This is a genomic window from Cobetia sp. Dlab-2-AX, from assembly GCF_024124625.1.
In the GTDB taxonomy this organism is placed as follows: Bacteria; Pseudomonadota; Gammaproteobacteria; order Pseudomonadales; family Halomonadaceae; genus Cobetia.
This window is the reverse complement of sequence record NZ_JAMXRV010000004.1, coordinates 281,996-300,369: the sequence shown is the minus strand read 5'-3', so window position 1 is coordinate 300,369 and position 18,374 is coordinate 281,996. Positions and strand designations below refer to the sequence as shown.

Here is an 18,374-nt window from a genome sequence, read left to right as displayed (position 1 = left end):
GTCATGTCCCCTCCTCCCGTCGAGCGTGGCGGAGCCGGAGATGACGATCATCCGTCGGCGTCCGGCCTAGAGCACCAGCCCGCTGGCTCTCACCACGCGTCGTTCAATGGCACCTTCCAGCGTCTCACGGCGGGTGCCCGCCAGCGTGACCCGCGATTTGGCCCGCGTGATGCCGGTGTAGACCAGCTCGCGGGTCAGAATCGGGTTGGCGCCTTCAGGCAACACGAATACCACATGGCGGAACTCGGAACCCTGCGACTTGTGGACCGTCATCGCGAAGACCGTCTCCACCGCCTCGAGGCGTGACGGCAATACCGCGCGTACGCCACGGTGGAAGCGCTGGATGTCGGTGTCCTGCCCATCACGCTCGGTGTCTGGCGTCGCCTCCTCCTCGACCGGAAAGAACACGCGCAAACGCCCCCCGGCGGCGGGGTCCGGCAGGGTGATGCCGACATCGCCGTTGTAGAGCCCCAGCGCGCGGTCGTTGCGCGTCACCATCACCGGACGCCCGGCGTACCAGCCGCGCTCCTCAATGATCAGTCCACGTCGCATCAGCACCCGCGCCACGCGCTGGTTGAGGCCATCGACGCCGTAGGGGCCACGGCGCAGCGCGCACAGCAGCTGGAACTCGAGCAGCAGGTCGATCACCTCACGCGCCGGGCGCCGCTCACGCACGGCCTCCAGCGCCGGGCGATAGCCATTGATCACCAGCCTTTCCAGATCGCGGTCTTCCGGTCCACTGAGCTTGAGCCAGGCGATATCGCTGTAGCCTGTCTTCCAGGCGGTGCGCAGCGCCTGACGATCCCCGGCGTTGCTGGCACGTGCCAGGGCGCCGATGCCACTGTCGGCGGAGAAGCGATAGCTCTTCTGCAGCACCACCACGTGATCGGCGAGTCGGCCGCGTGTCGCTGAGGTCTCCTCCGGGTCCTGGTCATCAGGCACGGCGATGGCCTGCTCCAGCGTTTCGCCGGTCAGACGGGCGAGGTCATCACACAGCGCCGGTGAGTAACGCGGCGGCAGCGCGTGCTCGCAGAGATCGCCCAGCACGGCGCCGGCCTCCACCGAGGCCAGCTGGTCCTTGTCGCCGAGCAGGATCAGGCGGGCGTGAGCGGGCAGCGCGCCAAGCAGCGCCGCCATCAGGTCGAGATCGACCATCGAGGCTTCATCCACCACCAGCAGATCCAGCGCCAGCGGGTTGCCGGCGTGATGACGGAAGTGGCGAGAATCCGGACGCGCGCCCAGCAGGCGGTGCACGGTGCTTGCCTCGCGCGGGATGGCGGCGCGAACCGCGTCCGGCACCTCGAGCTTCGCCACCGCGCCGCGGATCGACTCCGACAGCCGCGCCGCCGCCTTGCCGGTCGGGGCGACCAGGCGGATATCCAGCGCTCGCCGCTCGTGGGGATGGCCTGTCTCAGCGCCTTGCGTCTCGCCCTCGCCCTCGCCCTCGCCACCGTCAGCGCCACCCGCCAGCGCCTGTGCCTGCAACAGCGCCAACAGGCGCGTGACGGTGGTGGTCTTGCCGGTACCGGGGCCGCCGGAGATCACCGTCAGGCGCTGACGCAGCGCCAGGGCGCAGGCCAGCTTCTGCCAGTCCGGCTCGCCGTGGGGGTCCGGCTGATTGCCGGCGAACAACTCGCGCAGGCGCTCACCCAGCGCATCGCTGACCCGCGTCTCTCCCTCCTCGCTCGGGCCCATCCGCGCACGCAGTCCCGCGGCGACTTCCCGCTCGGCCTGCCAGTACCGGCGCAGATAGAGACGATCGCCCACCAGCACCAGCGGGCGCAGCGACAGATGGCCCGCCGGGGCATCGGCCTGGGCCAGCACGCTGACCAGCCGTGATGACGCCAGCTGTTCGGCCCAGCGAGTGGCATCGAGATCCGCCAGAAAGGCCTCCGGCAGAGCCACGCTGACCTCGGCCAGGTGCGCCTCGGACTGCTCCAGCGGTGGCAGCGACAGGGTCGCGCGTGGTTCGGCCAGCGCCCGCGACAGCGACAGGCACACATGTCCGCGCCCCAGCTGGTGGCTGGCCAGCGCAGCCGCCAGCAGCACGCTGGCCGGGGCCTCCGGCACATGACGTGCCATGAAGCGCACCAGATGGGCATCGACGCGCCTGAGCCAGCCCAGCTCGACCCACAGGCCGAGCGTGGCGAGCAATTGATCGGAGGAAGCAGCGCTTCGCCGGGTTTCCACGGGCATGACGTCAGACATCGAAGGCCCCCTGCTGGCCGCTTTGCGTGAGTGGCGTGGTGTCGGTGGTGTTGAGGAGCAGGCTGTCCAGGGCGGAGCTGTCGCCACCCAGCCAGAGATCCAGCGCCTCGATCAGCGCCTGTGATGGCCGGCGCTGGAAGACGCCGGGCGTCGCTGTCCTTTCAAAGGGCAGGCCGGGCGTCTCCCCTTGGGCGTCCACCGCAAGCGCGGGTGAATCACCGCCGGCATCCAGGCCGCGCAGGAAGACATACAGCACCCCGCCCATGCAGCGTTCGTAATCGTAGTCGTCGCCGAGACGCGCCTTGAGCAGACGATGCAGCGCGAGGGTGTAGAGCACGTATTGCAGGTCGTAGCGGTGCTCGACCATCGCACGCGCCAGCGACTCGCCAAGATAATCCTCGGGGCGCTCGCCCAGATAGTTGGATTTCCAGTCCAGCACGTACCAGCGTCCGCCGGACTGGAAGGTCAGATCGATGAAGCCCTTGAGCATGCCGTGCATGCGGCGTGGCGCGAGTCTGGGCCGCGAGCGCGGCAACGGCTCCAGCGCGGTGACCACGGCATCCAGCGGCAGACTGCGTGCATGGACAGCGGGCAGCCAGAATTCCAGCTCCGGCTGCCAGGCCTCGAGTCGATTGAGCAGAATCGGCTCGCCCTCGAAGCCCTGCAGCGGGCGGGTCAGCGCCTGCTCCAGCCAGTCGGTGAGGCGCGGCTGCCAGCTGGCATCGAAGCCACCGAAATGCAGCCGCGAGCCCACCAGCCGCTCAAGCTCGCCGCGATAGTCATCCGCGCCGAGGCGATCAAGATCCACCGCTTCCAGCAGACCATGCAGGAAGGTCCCCGGGCGCGGTCCGCGCGGGAAGTCATGCAGATGGATCTCGCCCACCGTCATCGGCAGGCCGCCGGCCAGCAGCGGGCCTGACTGGCCCGTCACCTCGCGGTCCGGACGCGTCAGCCCCTGCTCGCCTTCTTCCAGCGCGATCTCGGTGGCGCCCTCGGGCACGCGGTCATCCGCGGCATCGGCGGTGTCTTCCAGCGCCGCCGTCACCTGACGGGCATCGGTGAGCAAGGCGGTGTAGGAGGCGATCCACCAGTCATCCTCGATGCCGCCCGCGAAGTGGCGCGCGCCGTGGAAGTGCTGGTCACGCTCCGCCGGTGGCTGATACTCGTGGCCGGGAATCCCCGGCAGACCGGCGACACTGGCAAGCCCACTCGGCTGCTGATCACACCAGCCGTGCAACGCGGCCTCGACGCCACTGGCCTCGACGTTCGGGTCTTCGCTCAGGCCGAGCAGATAGCCGATGGCCGTCGCCGGCAGACTCAGCTGCTTGCTGAAACCGCCCTTGCCGATCGGCGCCAGTCCCAGCCAGCAGGCGTACTTGGGACGCGTCAGCGCCACATAGAGCAGACGCACGTCTTCCATCAGGCGCGCATGATCGGCCGCCGCGATGGCCTCCTTCGAGGGCTTCTTGACCAGGATGCTGTCATCGAGAGCGTCATCCTCCTGATCGGCTCTCCGAGCAGAGACTTCCTCGTCATCACCTCCTTGGTCATCACCTTCCTGGTCCTCGCCTCCCCCGTCAGCCGAAGCCAGCCAGCGCTGCTTGAGATTCAGCAGACCAAAGGTCTTGTCCGGCTCGGCCGCGCGGAAGCTGGCCATGAACGGCAGCAGCACGATGGGATACTCAAGCCCCTTGGACTTGTGGATGGTGACGACGCGCACCAGCCCCTCATCACTTTCCAGCCGCTGGCTGAGGCTGTCGCTGTCCAGCGCTTCATGGCCCGATTCCAGCGCCTGATGCCACCAGCGCAGCAACGCCTGCTCGCCATCGAGGCGCTGGGCAGCATTCTGGGCCAGTTCGCCAAGGTGCAGCACGTCCGTCAGGGCGCGCTCGCCCCCGGCGCGCGCCGCCAACCGCTCACCGACCCGGAAGTCGCGCATCACGCCGCGCAGCATCGGCAGCACGCCGCGCCGCTGCCAGTCGCGGTGATAGCCATCGAAGCGCTCGACTTCACGCTCCCAGGCCAGCTCATCCACCGCGAGGCGTTCGACCAGCGAGAGATCCTCTGCCAGCAGCCGCGTCGCCAGCGCCGCGCGCAGGCGACGGTCATCCCGCGGATGGGCCACGGCCTCGAACAACTGCAGCAGCTCGAAGGCCTCCGGTGTATCGAACACCGAGCTCTTCTCGCTCAGATAGACGCTGCGGATGCCGCCTTCGGCAAGCGCCCCACGCACCGCGGCTGCCTCGCGACCGTTGCGCACCAGCACGGCGATATCGCTGGCAGCTACGCCACGTGGCGTCGCATCCCCTGCATCCATGAACACCAGCCCCGGCTTGCCCGCCGCCAGACGCTGCTGTCCTTCCAGCAGGGCCTGGATCTGGGCGCGACAGGCCTCACTCATGACGCGGCGGTGGTCATCGGCGCTCAGACGCTCACCGCTGGCCCACCACAGGTTCAGCGCGCAGGCGGCCTTTTCGCGGCCATCCGGATGACGCAGTACCAGCCGGGTGCGCGTGCCCTGGGCCTCGACCGGCTGGAAGGGAATGTCCTCACTGCCGAAGGGCGCGGGATGCTGGGCGAACAGGGCATTCACCGCGGACACCATCGCGGCGCTGGAGCGGAAGTTGCGCGGCAGGGTGAAGCGCGAGGGGGTGACCTTGCGCGCCGCCAGATAGGTGTCGATATCGGCGCCGCGGAAGGCATAGATGGCCTGCTTGGGGTCACCGATCATCAACAGCGTGCTGGACGCCTCGCCAGCATCGTTGCCGACATCACTGCTGAAGGCATCGTTGTCGGTCGGGCCATCGCCCGCCGTCTGCGGATAGATGCGCCGGAAGATGCGGTACTGGACCGGGTCGGTGTCCTGGAATTCATCGATCATCGCCACCGGCAGTTCCTGACGGATCTGGCGCGCCAGACGCTGGCTGGCCTCGCCATTGAGCGACGGGTCCAGCGCGTGATCGAGATCATTGAGCAGGTCCGAGAATTCCCACAGCCCGAGGCGGCGCTTCTCGCAGATCAGGGCACGGGCGACGCTGTCACGCGCATGCACGGCGACCTGATCCAACAGTACGGCGTCCGGGGCGGGCACCTCGGCCAGCATGTCCAGCGCCGCGAAGAAGGGATGACGCGGCGTCTGGCAGTTCTTCTTGGTGCCCTTCTCGAGCTTGGCCTGACTCAGCCAGCACAGCTTCTTGCTGTCGAGCATGTCGGCGGCGAAGTCGTGCTCGCCGCTGGCCAGCCAGGCGGCCGTCGCCGCCAGACGGGGCTCGAGTTCGGCCTCCTTGTAGCTGTTGCCGTTGAGCGCCTTGCTGGCGAAGGCCTCGCCCATTACCGCGCGGATGGCCGGCTCATCGAAGCTTTCCTCGACGGCGCGACGGGCGGCCTCCTGCTGCTGACGCCACTGTTCGGCATTGCCGAGCAGCTCGCTCAGGTCATGCGGGGCCTCAAGACATTCGCCGTCGCGGTACAGCGGGCGTGGCGTGCCATCCCGCAGCAGGCCGCGCAGCTCCTCTCCCAAGGCGTCGGGGCCGGCCCAGCGGCCACGGATCAAGGCCTGCCACTCGCGGGCCAGCGGATAGAACTCGCAGCGCCAGTAATCCTCGACGCAGCGCGCCAGCAGCGACTGGCCGTCCTGCAATAGCTCGGCGCCGAAGCGTCCACCGGCATCGAAGGCATGCCGGCTGAGCATGCGCTGGCAGAAGCCATGGATGGTAAAGATGGCGGCGTCATCCATCAGGCGCGCGGCCTGATCGAGGCGCCGTGCCGCCGCGGCCTTGAGACGCGATGCGTCCTCGGCAGATGAGGATGTCAGCAGCGGCGCGAGCAACTCGGCCAGCACCGGATCAGGACTGGCACGCTCCAGCAGCGCCTCTCGTGCCTGCTTGAGGCGCGCCCGAATGCGGTCTCTAAGCTCGGCGGTGGCGGCTTCAGTGAAGGTCACCACCAGAATCTCTGGCGGCGTCAGCGGGCGCGGATAGCAGACGCCCGCGTCCTGGCCGGGCAAGGGCCCGAGCACCAGCCGCACGTAGAGCGCGGCGAGGGTGAAGGTCTTGCCGGTGCCGGCACTCGCCTCGATCAGATGCTGACCGAGCAGGGGCAGCGTCGGAATATCGAGGGCCTGACCCTGCTGGCTCTGATCCATCTCGTCACACATTGCCGCTTCCTTGTCCCGAGCCATGACGCTCTGCACACCGCGCATGCCTTCCACTCTGGTATCGCTCATGACGCCGCCTTCCCGGTGGCAAGCTCCACCGCGCGTTCGCCGAGTATGCCCTGCCGCACGCCGATCATGCTCTCGATCAGTGGCTGGTAGAGCTGCACGCTGTTGAGCACGCCGCCGGCCTGTGCAAAGGCCTCGAACTCCGGCCACAGCTCGCCCAGTGCACCTTCCTGACGCCTGAGCGCCTGGGGGCCCTTGAAGATGTCTTCGCTGAAGCGGGTTTCCATGGCGCGCATCAGACTGTCGGCAAGCCAGGACTTGTGAATGGCGGCCAGCGCCGTCTCAAGATTTGCGCTGCCGTCAGCGGCCTGCGCCTTGAGCGCACCGAACAGGGCATTGCGATCCTCCTCGCCGACCACCTCCCAGAGGGTGGTCGCCAGTTCCAGGGCGGCCGCCAGCGGCGCCTGCCAGCCCTGGGCATAGGCCTTGACGAGATGGCGCAGCGCGGCCTCGGCCTGCTCGATGCGCAGCGCGGGGAACAGCAGCCAGCGGTCCTCGAACACCGCAAGCCACTGATAGCCTTCACGGCTTGCGCCCTGATTACCCGCCAGCTCCCCGAGGCCGGGGCGCGCATTGGCCATCAGCCACTCGAGGTAGCCGGCCAGCAGACGATGCGGCTTGCCAAGCTTCTTGTAGCGCCCTTCCTTGCCGGGCTTAAGGGTGCCGAAGTGGGTCGCCTCCAGCGTGGCCAGCAGGCGGCTCTCGCCCTCGGCGTCATCGCGCAGCTGCTGACGGCTGATCAGACGCGTGGTGAGGGTCACGCGCAGCATCTCGCCGCCCTCATCCTGCATGATCAGCGGTACCTCGAGGGTGCGCGGCGGCAGCGAGATGGCATCGCTGAGCTGGTCACGCCAGCTGGCCAACTGCTGATCGAGGCGCTTGAGACGCGGTTCGATCAAGGCATCGGCAAAGCCCAGCGCCGGCAGCCGCCCGGCCCGGCGCAGACGTTCGGCGGCCAGCGGCAATGACTGCCCGGCAAGCGCGGCGTCCAGCAACTCGCGGGTCAGGGTGAAGTTCTCCAGACCGTCGGGGGCGAAAGGTTCGTTGTCTTCATCCGGCACCTCGGCATCGCGGAAGCGCACGCCGACGCGGTCCAGCCCCAGCTGCCAGGGGCGGCGCAGGAAGCGCGCCAGCGAATCGGCACCGAGGCGCAGGTGGGACTCCGGCGCCTGCTCCACCAGCTGCTTCAAGGCAGTCGTTGTCGCCGAACCCGCCTTGGCCTCGCTTGGCTTTTCCGGATCTTTTTCAGTCACTTGAGCCTGATCTGTCGCGCGATACAGGCTCGACCAGCTGGCGTCATAGCTGAACAGATCGACGACCGCCGCCTGGCAGGCATGGAAATAGCGCCGCGAGAACGGCTGCAGCGGGTGTTCGGTGATCAGGCGTTCACGCAGTGCCGCCTCCCGCGAGCGCTTGGCGGAGTGCAGCTGCTCGGGCTCCCAGCCCAGTTCGATGTAGTCGAGCAATTCGCCGACCAGCACCGAGGGCGGCCGCTCGCCATTGTCGCGCTGGTCGCGGCCGACCCACGAGATCGACAGGCGATCCCGCGCCGCCAGCAGCGCCTCAAGGAACAGGTAGCGATCATCGTCGCGCCGCGAGCGGTCCCCCGCCTGCGGGCGGCTGGCCATCAGGTCGAAATCCTGCGGCATGCGCACCCGCGGGTAGTCGCCATCGTTCATGCCCAGCAGGTGCACTTCGCGGAAGGGAATCGCACGCATCGGCATCAGGGTGGCGAAGTTGACGCGCCCGGCGAGGAAGCGCTGAGCGAGACCGCCGCTGTCCAGCTCGCCGCGCAGTGCCTCGCGTACCACCTTGAGCGACAGGCAGCCCTCGAAACCGGCCTGCTGCCAGCCCTTGTCGAGGCGTGACAGCGCCGCCTGCAGGCGCGCCAGAATGTCGAATTCCTCGGCGCTGTCCGGGCTGAGGCTCTCCTCCCACAGCCGCTGCAGCGTGGTGGCCCAATCCGCTGGCGTGCGCGAGGTATCCAGCCAGCGGCGCCAGCGATCCAGACTCTCGATCAGCTCGCCGACCTTGCCTGCCAGCTCGGCCTCGAGACCGGCCACTTCATCGAAGGGCACCACGCCATCGAAACTCAGGCCGTTCATGTCGACAAGGCCGTCCATCATGTCGTCAATCGGAACGCCATTCTGCCCATCCCCAAGTCCCCCCTGCGCCGGATCGCCGGCCGCCGGGGATCCGGCCGCCGGGGCCCCGGTGGCGTAGCCCAGCAGCATGCGCTCGAGCCCGAAGCGCCAGCTGTTCTCATCGAGGGGCATGAAGCCGAGCTGCTCCCGATGCTCACCGGAGAGCCCCCAGCGCACGCCGCTGTCGGCCAGCCAGCGCCGCAGACGCTCGAGCTCACCCTCCTCGATGGCGAAACGACGTCGGAAGGCGGCGACATCCAGCGCATCGAGTACCTCGCTGACCCCGAGGCGGCGCTCCGGCAGTTCCAGCAGCATCAGCACCAGCCCGAGCAGCGGATTGGCCTGACTGGCCACACGGTCGGCGATGGTGAAGGGAATATGGCGCGGATTGCCCGGCGGCAGCTGACCGAACACCGCCTCGATATAGGGAGCATATCGGTCGATATCCGGCACCATCACCAGGATGTCGCGCGGCCGCAGCGGCTCGCCCTCGCCACGTTTCTCGGCGTCATGGGCCCGCTCGAAGGCCGCCAGCAGACGGTCGTGGAGAATCTCGACCTCGCGCAGCGCCGAGTGGGCGCTGACCAGGCTGATGGAATCGTCATCGGCCGCAAGTGCCCGCGGACTGCCCTCGGCCAGCGCACGCTCGCCGGGATGGACCAGCTCGAGGATCTCGTCCTGGATCTGCAGCAGCAGCGGTGCCTGCTCGGGTGGCGTGTCCTCGCTGATGCGCGGCACGAAGACGTCCAGCTCGAGATCGAAGCCGCTGTCGCGCCCCGACAGCGCACTCTCGAATTCATACAGGCTGACGATGAAGTCACGCCCCTGTGCGCCAAGCCCTGCCAGCAGCGGGTTGGCCTTGAGGTGCAACTCCTCCTCCGCCAGCCCGATCAGCGCCGGCGCCTCGGGGTGACGGGCACGCTGTTGCGCGAGGCGCTCGCTGTCCATGCGCTGGCTGTCTGCTCGCGAACTGCGCCGCACGGCTTCGCGGTCGGAGACGATATCACCCCAGTAATGGCGGCAGGGATTGGTGATCATCAGGTAGATGTCCATCACCCCGGACAGCGCATGCAGCGCATCCAGTGTCTGGCCCGGCAACGCCGAGATTCCGAACACGAACAGGCGTGGCGGCAGCGGATGACGACGGGTCGAGGGCAGTGTCTCCAGCGCGCGCGCCGCCGCGACGAAGCGACCATGCAGGGCGGCGCGGTGATGCTGGCGGCTGCTGGAGGGCGCATCGGCCAGCACCGCGCGCCACAATGCCGGCTGCCACTGCTGGCTGTCCGGCAGGTTGTCGGGCAGCAGATTGGCCGGCAGCTCGCTTGCGGCCTGCTGGCGCGCGAAGGCATCCCGGAAGTTGTCGTCTTCGAGCCCGCTCTCCCAACTGCGCACCCACTCGGGGCGATAGTTGAGGTACTGATCGAACAGGTCCGCCAGCTGGCAGGCCAGCTGCCACTGCTGACGCTCAGCCTCCGGGCCTTCGGGCAGCGCTGGCAGTGCATCCTCACCGACCGCCTCGATCAACTGGCCACGCTCGTCGCGACACAGGTAATCCCTGAGCGGCGCATAGCATTCGGCCCGGGATTCATCGGCCAGCAGCCCCGGCAGCAGGCGCAGCAGACGCCAGGCAAGCGGGCCCTTGTCGAAGGGCGACAGCTCCGGAATCTCGTCGCCCAGCACGCTGCCCAACACCCCGCGATAGGCACGCCACACGAAGCTCGAGGGCAGTGGGAAATCCACCGAGGCGGCAATGCCATCGGCCTCGGCCAATGACAATCTCAGCCACTGGGCCATGCCGTTGGACTGGACGAGGAAGGTTTCCGGCACCAGCGGAGGCTGAGGCGCGGCCTTGATCACCTTGAGGGCCAGATCGCGAAGGTCCTCGAGGTGATTGGCGTGAAGAACGGTAAACATGCGGGCATCCTGCTGGGAGTGACAACCCGGCCATCGTGGCCGTGGCAAGCCGCTGCGCGGAAGAGACAATGAATGGTTCTATCCTAGCGTCGCCGTGGCGCCGGCCCAAACGAAAAACGCGCACCACCCGGAGGGTGATGCGCGTTTTCAGGCAGAGGCAGGCCACAAGGGCCTGCCTCTCATCCTGCGATAGCAGACACGCTGATCAGACGATGCGCATCAGTTCGCGGCCGCGCGGGCTGATCGCCAGCCACAGGCCGAGCACCACGCCCATCAGCGACAGCGCCGCCACGTACCAGGTCGGCGACAGCGGCGAGACGGTCATCATCAGCGAGACCAGAATCGGCGTGAAGCCACCGAAGATGGCGTAGGCGACATTGTAGGAGAACGACAGGCCAGTGAAGCGCACCGCCGGCGGGAAGCCGCGGATCGCGATGCTCGGCACCGCGCCGACGATGCCGACGCTGAAGCCGGTCAGGCAGTAGAGCGGCACCAGCAGGCTGGGGTCTGAGTGCATGGTGGCGAGGAAGACCCAGTAGGTGATGCCCAGCAAGGCGCTCCACAGCACCAGGGTGACGCCGGCGCCGATGCGATCGACCATGTAACCGGAGGCGATGCAACCGATGCATACCGCCACGATCGCCAGACTGTTGGCGGAGAAGGCCGCGGCGCGGCTCAGGCCCTCGAGGCCTGCGATCAGGCTCGGCGTCATCAGGATCACGACCACGATGGCAGCGGTCAGAATCCAGGTGACCGCCATCGCCACGGCAATCGCCGAACGCTGTTCCCGCAGGATCATCTTCAAGGGCAGCTCGGCGGCCAGCGCCTTCTTCTGCTGCATCTCGGCGAATACCGGCGTCTCGTGCAACCAGCGACGCAGATAGACCGAGAACAGCCCGAACACGCCGCCGATGATGAACGGAATCCGCCAGGCGAAATCACTGACCTCTTGCGGGGTGTAGACACTGTTGATGGCGCTGGCCATCAGCGAGCCGAGCAGGATGCCCCCCACCAGCCCCATCGAGAGCGTGCCGCAGGCCAGGCCATTGTGACGCGGTGCGACGTGCTCGCTGACGAACACCCAGGCACCCGGCACCTCACCGCCGACCGCGGCGCCCTGGAACAGACGCAGGATGATCAGCAGCAGCGGCGCCCACATGCCGATGACGGCATAGGTCGGCAGCATGCCCATCAGCAGGGTCGGCAGCGACATCATGAAGATGGACAGCGTGAACATCTTCTTGCGGCCCAGCGTATCGCCGAAGTGAGCCATGATGATGCCACCCAGCGGGCGCGCCAGATAACCGGCGGCGAAGATGCCGAAGGTCTGCACCTGACGCAGCCACTCGGGAATGTCGGGCGGGAAGAACAGCTGGCCGACGACGGTGGCGAAGAATACGAAGATGACGAAGTCATAGAACTCGAGGGCGCCGCCGAGAGCGGACAGACCGAGCACCTTGATGTCACCACGCTTGAGCGAATTTTCGTTGGGCAAAACGTGAGCAGCGGAGGCGGAGCCCGCTGCGGGGACGGAATCGTTCATGGATCTCTGTTTAGCGGGGGCTGGTGTCCAGCGATGGTCAAGGGTGATTCACGCGTCGCGCATCTTGTCTTGGAGGCTTTCAGTCGGAGAGACATCATCCGGTCGAGAGACATCATCGATCACGGAGCGGAAGTCGTGCTGATGATGACTGAAAGCACCGGGGTTGCCCCGGAGGCGTGGCGATCATGCGGAATCCTGCCAGCGTACGACGCATCACTGCATTGCACAAAACACAATACAGGTCGATGCAGTCATGCGTTTCATGTATCGCGCCCAGAGTAGCAAAGGCGACCTTGGCTGGGTAGCGTTCGCTCACTGTTTGGCAGGGGGCTTGCGGGAAATCACGCCGGCCTTGCAAGGAGTTGGCATGAAAGACCCCGGTGCCTCGACAAGGCGAACCGGGGTGGGGGGGGAAGTCTTTCTGTCTAGTTCAAGCAATGAGGGAGGGAATGTGATGGGCGTCCTGCAGTGGGTCACCTTCCCTCCCCTGCCGGGCGACGCACGAGTCCTGGATTCAAGCTCAGGTTCATCGACAAGCGTCAGCTGCAGTAGCCCCAGCCTTCCAGGCGTTGGCGAATGTCCTCGACCCGCTGACGGTTCTTGCCGAGATCGGAATGCCCTCTGCGTGAGACGCTGCGCACATGACAGACCCCCTCCTCTTCATTGCAGACGATTTCCACATCATCGACGAAGCCCAGCACGGGGGTGTGGAACTCGGCGTGCAGATAGCCGCCATCTTCGCTGATGATTTCAGCATGGCCCATGGACTCTATGATGCTGTGCACCTTCTCCATCGCACTGACGCAGCAATCCTGCGGCATCGGGAGTGGCGCGACATAGTGCTTGCTGTCAGTGGCCTGGGAACTGACCCCGTTGGGGGTGCTGGGGGCCGGAGCCAGCATGCCATCATGCAGGCCGAGATTGTCGGGACGAGGTGAAGCAAAAAGACCTTGGCGCATTTCGAATCCTTCCTGTCATCTCTGGGCGTCGGTAACAGCATCCTCTGTCACCAGCCTGATTGTTATCCAAGTCAGCTTGAAGACATTGCGAAGTCCTTGAGAAGACTGCGCGCAAGAAAGCCCCGTGCGGGCTGCTCCGCTGATGTGATTCGCTGAGGCAACTCCCACACGCTGCCATCGCACGGGCTTGTCGGTGAATGACAAGGGCCTCGACTTTCAGCGTAGCGACTTTTGTCGATTTTGCCCGTGGAAGGCCTTGATCCAGATCATCTGCCTGATAATGCGCCGCACCTTGAGCGGCTTGAGGCCGTGCCCTCTTCCGCCCCAGCGAAGCCAGACCGTACACTGGGCAGCATTTCACCCGGCCCGGCTTTGCCCCATCCGCAGCTCCAGCCCCAGCCGCCGGCCAGACGACTTCGCAAGGACCCCATCGTGAGCTTCCGCTTCCTGCACACTTCCGACTGGCATCTCGGCCAGAGCTTTCACGGCCAGAGCCGTCACGTCGAGCATGCTGCCTTTCTCGACTGGCTGCTCGGGCAGCTCAAGACTCTGGCGCCGGATGCGCTGCTGATCGCCGGAGACCTGTTCGATGTGGTCAACCCGAGCCTGGCCGCCCAGGAGCTGCTCTACGACTTCATCGTGCGCGCCCACGAGCAGGACGCGGCGCTGGAGATCGTGATGATCGCCGGCAATCACGATTCCGGCTCGCGCATCGAGCTGCCGGCCGCGCTGCTGGCCCGCCTCAAGACCCATGCGCTGGGGCGCGTGCGCTGGGTGGATGACTCCACCGACGGCGACGATGCCCACAGTCTCGACTGCCAGCATCTGCTGGTGCCTCTGCACGATCGTGACGGCAAGTGCCGCGCCCTGTGTCTGGCGGTGCCCTTCCTGCGCCCGGCCGAGGTCACCGGCCTGAGCAGCGGCGAGCCAGCCGAGCAGGAAGGGGAAGCAGGCAAGGGCGAACGCACCCGCAGCGAGGCCTACCGCGACGGCGTGGCCCGCGTGCACCAGCAGCTGGTCAGTGCTGCGCGTGCCGCCCGCCAACCCGGCGAGGCGCTGATCGCCATGGGTCATGCCCACATGCGTGACGGCGAGGTGTCCGAGAACAGCGAGCGCCCGATCCTGATGGGCGGCGAAGAGGCGCTCTCGACCAGCCTGTTCCCCGACGACATCGCCTATGTGGCGCTGGGCCACCTGCATCGCCCGCAACGCGTGGGCGGCGAGGAGCGCATCCGCTATTGCGGCACGCCGCTGGCGATGGACTTCTCCGAGGTCGACTACGGTCACCGCATTCTCGATGTCACGCTCAACAATGACAGCCTGGAGAAGGTCGAGGAGCATCGCGTGCCCTGCCATGTCGCTCTCACGCGCGTCGGGCCTGCGCCACTGGCCGAGATCACCACTCAACTCACGGCGCTGGTCGCCGAGGCGCAAGAGGATCTCGAGCCGACACGCTGGCCGTGGCTGGAAGTGACCGTGCAACTGGAAGCCCCGCTGATCGACCTGCGCGCCCGTATCGAGGCACTGCTGGAAGGCGCGCCGCTGCGTCTGATCAAGCTGGCCACCCGCTACCCGGCGCCCAGTGCCGAGCATCGCGCGCCGAAGGGCGTGAAGCTCGATGAGCTGGGGCCGATGGGGCTGTTCGAGCGTCACTATCTCGCCACCTATGACAGTGAGCCGGACCCGACGCTGATCGAGGATTTCGCCCAGCTGCTCGAGGAGGTCGAGGCCGCGCGCGAGACGCGCCTCGAAGGCGAGCCAGCCACCCGGCCCGCTCGCAAGGCCGGCAAGGCGGCTTCGATAGACAAGACAGCCTCGACAGACAAGGCCAAGGGAGGTCAGGCATGAAGATTCTCGCCCTGCGTCTCGACAACCTGGCATCGCTTGCCGGCACGCATGAGGTCGACTTCGAGAAGGCGCCGCTGTCCGATGCCGGCCTGTTCGCCATCACCGGCCCCACCGGGGCCGGCAAGAGCACGCTGCTCGATGCCCTGTGTCTGGCGCTCTATGGCACCACGCCGCGCCTAGATCAGACTCCGGGCGACGGTAAACTGACCGACATCGGAGAGCATCAGCTGACGCTCAAGGACCCGCGCAGCCTGCTCCGGCGTGGCTGCGGCGAAGGCAAGGCCGAGGTGGATTTCATCGGCCGCGATGGGCTGCGCTATCGCGCCAGCTGGACGGTCAGCCGCGCACGCGGCAAGCCCGGCGGCCGCCTGCAGAATGCCAGGCAACATCTCCAGCTGCTGGCCACCGGCGATGACACCCAGCCGGCTCAGACCCTCAACACCACCAACAATGACGCCAAGGCGTTGATCATCGACAGGCTGGGGCTGAATTTCGCGCAGTTCACCCGCGCCGTGCTGCTGGCGCAGAGCGAGTTCAGCGCCTTCCTGCGCGCCAAAGACAATGAACGCTCGGAGTTGCTGGAGAAACTGACCGATACCGGCCATTACTCCGAGATCTCGATGGCCGCCCATGAGCGCGAGCGCGCCGCCCGCGAGGCCGTCGCTGAACTGGAACGCAAGCTGGAAGGCCAGCTGCCGGCCAGCCCGCAGGAGCGTCAGGCGCTCGAGGAGGAGGTCCATCTGCGCCAGACGGCCATGACTCGACTCAGCGCACAGCATGATGCGATGACGGCCTATCACCAGTGGACCACCACGGCGGGCGAACTCGAACAGGCCCTGCGTCAGGCGCAGCAGGAACAGACCGAGGCCCACGCCGTCGGTGATGATCTTTCCCGTCAGCGCGAGAAACTCAGCGCCCTGGAAGCCCTCGCGCCGATTCGCCCTGCCCTGCTGCGCCTCAAGGCGATCGCGCCGCAGCATGCGCAGCTGGTCACGCAACTGGCCCAGCTGGAGCAGCAGCTAGAGACCCTGTCACCCAGGGTTGAGCAGGCCCGAGCCGCCAGGCAGGCTGCCGATGAACGCATGCAGCGCTGCGAGACCTGGCGCGGCGAGCAGCTGCCGAAGCTTGAAGAGGCACGTCAGCTGGCCTCGCGACTGGCGCAACAACGCGAAGCACACGCCAGCCAGCTGAGTGAACAGCAACGCCTGCGTGACACGCTCGGCCAACATCAGCAGGAGCTCGAGGCGCAGGATCGCCAGCGTCAGCAGCTGGAGCAGCAACTCCAGCAGCTGCAGGCAACGCTGGTCGACGAGTCCGGCCAGCCGCTGCGCGATGCCGAAGAGTATCGTGACCAGCTGCAACGTCAGCGCGATGCACTACTGGAGCTCAAGCCCGTACTCAGCGAGCAGATCACTGGTCTGGCCCGCCGTGATGAAGTGCAGCAGCGTCTTGTCGAGCTGGAGCAGCAGCTGCCCCGACAGCAACAGGCGTTGCGCGATGTGGCTGCCCGGCAGGTGCAGGCATTGCAGGCCCGCGACCAGGCGCGCCACGAGGAAGACGCCGAACGCCGCCAGCAGGAGCAGGAGCGTCTGGCACGCAGCGACAATGTGCTGGCGCTGCGCCGCGGGCTGGTTCAGGGCGAGGAGTGCCCGGTGTGCGGCAGCCACGAGCACCCCGCCGCCGGCCAGGCCGCACCGGCCGAGGCGCTGATCGCTCAGCTGGAACAGCAGGCCCGCGAGCGCCTTGACCAGCGTCGCCAGGCCACGGCCACCGCACAGCAAGCCATGGAGACGGCCAGTCACGAGCACGCCCGCCTCGAGCAGCAGCTCGGCTATCTGCAGCAGGAACAGACCCAGCTGCACTCGGAGCTGCAACGCCTGCAGCAGCAGGCGCAGAGCTGCCAGACGAAGCTGACCGAACTTCTGGCCCGGCACTCGCTGTCAGAGCACCCCCAGCTTGAACCCTTGCCGACATTGCCGGCTGCCCACGCACTGCAACTGATCGAGCAGCGCCTTGGGGAGCTGGACGCCCGCCAGAACACGCTGGTGACGACACTGCGTCAACTGACGCCACTGCGTGAGCAACGCCAGGCACTGGCAACACGCCACGCCACGCTGACGACGCAATGCCAGCATGGCGAGGCTCAGCTTCAACAGTGCGAGACGCAGATCACTGCGCTGGCGCGCGAGATCGAGCAGCTCAGCGGCACGCTTGCCCAGCAGCTGAGCGCGGACCCCAAGCGGCAGCATGCCAGCGTGAGCGACTGGTCCGACTGGATCGAGTCGCTGACCACCCGGATGCGCAACGAACAAGAGGATGCGCGTCAGGCACTGCAGGAGCTGAACGATCAGCAACAGCAGCTGACGCAGCAACAGACCAACCTGCAGCAACGCCAGACGGAGCTGCGCGAGGAGCAGGACTCGCTCGATAGCGAACGCTCGCATTGGCAGGCAGCGAACCCTGCTCTGGATGATGCGCGCATCGCGGAGTTGCTGGCCGTCGAGGATCACGAGCTGCAGGCACTGCGCCAGCAACTGCGCAGCGCCCACGAGCGCGTCGCACGCGCGGATGCCCTGCGTGAGGAGCGCAATGCGCGTCAGTTCAAACACTGGCAGGCCGCTCGAACCTCCAACTGGCAGACGGTACTCGAGCAGCTGGCAGCGCCCGCCGAGGAGACGTCAGGAGCAGGTATCGCTGGAGAAGGTGTGGCGGGAGACGGCGCGGCGGGGACTGAAGAGACGGGCGTCATTCGCGCCCAGGCCCGGCAGGCACTGGCGCTGCATGCTCGCTTGCAGGCTCATGTGCAGCTCCCGCAAGAAGACGCTGGTGCGCCGGAGGATGCGCAGCCACGGCCCGCGGAAGATACCCACGCGCTTGGCGAGGCGTTGGCCGGCCTGATCGCGGCGCTCAAGACACCGCTCACTGCCGTGCGCGAGGCCCATCAATCGGCGCAGGCGGCGATACTCAATGATGATCAGCGCCGCAGCGGCAGCGCCGAACTTGGCGAGCAGCTGGCCCGCGCCCGCGCAGTCCATGAACGCTGGGGCGCGCTGTCGGAGCTGATCGGCAGTGCCAGCGGTGCCAAATTCCGCACCATCGCCCAGGCCTTCAACCTCGAGCGTCTGATCGAGCATGCCAATCTGCATCTGGCCAATCTGGTGCGCCGCTATCGTCTGGCGCGCGGCGCCAGCCCGCTCGGACTGGTGGTGGTGGACACCGAGATGGGCGACGAGCTGCGCAGCGTGCACTCGCTGTCCGGCGGCGAGACTTTTCTGGTCTCGCTGGCGCTGGCGCTGGGCCTGGCGGGCATGGCCTCCGGTGAGCTGCGCATCGAATCGCTGTTCATCGACGAAGGCTTCGGCAGCCTCGACCCGGATTCGCTGGCCCTGGCGATGGAGGCGTTGGATGGCCTGCAGGCCAGCGGCCGTCGCGTCGGGGTCATCTCGCACGTGGCCGAGATGCATGAACGCATTCCGGTGCGTATCGCGGTGCGCCCCTCGGGCAACGGCCAGAGCCGACTGGAGATCGAAGGCTAG

The 18,374-nt window shown here is 67.0% G+C and carries 7 protein-coding genes; 2 read left to right on the top strand and 5 right to left on the bottom strand.

Going from position 1 to position 18,374, the window contains the following annotated elements; genetic code table 11:
- Positions 1-66: 66 nt before the first annotated feature.
- The 5 genes from recD to NH396_RS09125 form a co-directional block, all read right to left on the bottom strand.
- Positions 67-2,208: an exodeoxyribonuclease V subunit alpha gene (gene recD / locus NH396_RS09145; protein WP_176676148.1), complete on the bottom strand. Its 2,142-nt coding sequence runs from the start codon at positions 2,206-2,208 to the stop codon at positions 67-69.
- Complete coding sequence (locus tag NH396_RS09140; RefSeq protein ID WP_253063124.1) at positions 2,201-6,433, bottom strand: UvrD-helicase domain-containing protein; 4,233 nt, start codon at positions 6,431-6,433, stop codon at positions 2,201-2,203. Before NH396_RS09140 ends, recD begins: the two co-directional genes overlap by 8 nt.
- Entirely contained in the window at positions 6,430-10,488 is a 4,059-nt protein-coding gene (locus tag NH396_RS09135; protein WP_176676146.1) for an exodeoxyribonuclease V subunit gamma, read from the bottom strand. Before NH396_RS09135 ends, NH396_RS09140 begins: the two co-directional genes overlap by 4 nt.
- Before the next feature lie 205 nt (positions 10,489-10,693).
- A complete protein-coding gene (locus NH396_RS09130; protein ID WP_176676145.1) occupies positions 10,694-12,031 on the bottom strand; it encodes an MFS transporter in 1,338 nt (445 codons plus the stop codon).
- A 539-nt stretch (positions 12,032-12,570) separates the two neighbouring features.
- A complete protein-coding gene (locus NH396_RS09125; protein WP_176676144.1) occupies positions 12,571-12,990 on the bottom strand; it encodes a DUF1499 domain-containing protein in 420 nt (139 codons plus the stop codon).
- Between the two features lie 432 nt (positions 12,991-13,422).
- On the opposite strand from NH396_RS09125, the gene NH396_RS09120 reads away from it, so the two are divergent.
- The gene (locus NH396_RS09120) at positions 13,423-14,838 is read left to right on the top strand and encodes an exonuclease SbcCD subunit D C-terminal domain-containing protein (protein WP_176676143.1); all 1,416 of its coding nucleotides are present in this window, start codon (positions 13,423-13,425) and stop codon (positions 14,836-14,838) included.
- Positions 14,835-18,374 carry an AAA family ATPase gene (locus NH396_RS09115; RefSeq protein ID WP_176676142.1) on the top strand — a complete coding sequence of 1,180 codons (3,540 nt, stop codon included), beginning with the start codon at positions 14,835-14,837 and terminating at the stop codon, positions 18,372-18,374. The genes NH396_RS09120 and NH396_RS09115 overlap by 4 nt, the downstream gene beginning before the upstream one ends.

What these genes read in the sequence shown, in the direction of transcription:
- recD (WP_176676148.1), bottom strand. Translation starts at nt 2,208, where the DNA reads ATGTCTGACGTCATGCCCGTGGAAACCCGGCGAAGCGCTGCTTCCTCC.
- NH396_RS09140 (WP_253063124.1), bottom strand. Translation starts at nt 6,433, where the DNA reads ATGAGCGATACCAGAGTGGAAGGCATGCGCGGTGTGCAGAGCGTCATG.
- NH396_RS09135 (WP_176676146.1), bottom strand. Translation starts at nt 10,488, where the DNA reads ATGTTTACCGTTCTTCACGCCAATCACCTCGAGGACCTTCGCGATCTG.
- NH396_RS09130 (WP_176676145.1), bottom strand. Translation starts at nt 12,031, where the DNA reads ATGAACGATTCCGTCCCCGCAGCGGGCTCCGCCTCCGCTGCTCACGTT.
- NH396_RS09125 (WP_176676144.1), bottom strand. Translation starts at nt 12,990, where the DNA reads ATGCGCCAAGGTCTTTTTGCTTCACCTCGTCCCGACAATCTCGGCCTG.
- NH396_RS09115 (WP_176676142.1), top strand. Translation starts at nt 14,835, where the DNA reads ATGAAGATTCTCGCCCTGCGTCTCGACAACCTGGCATCGCTTGCCGGC.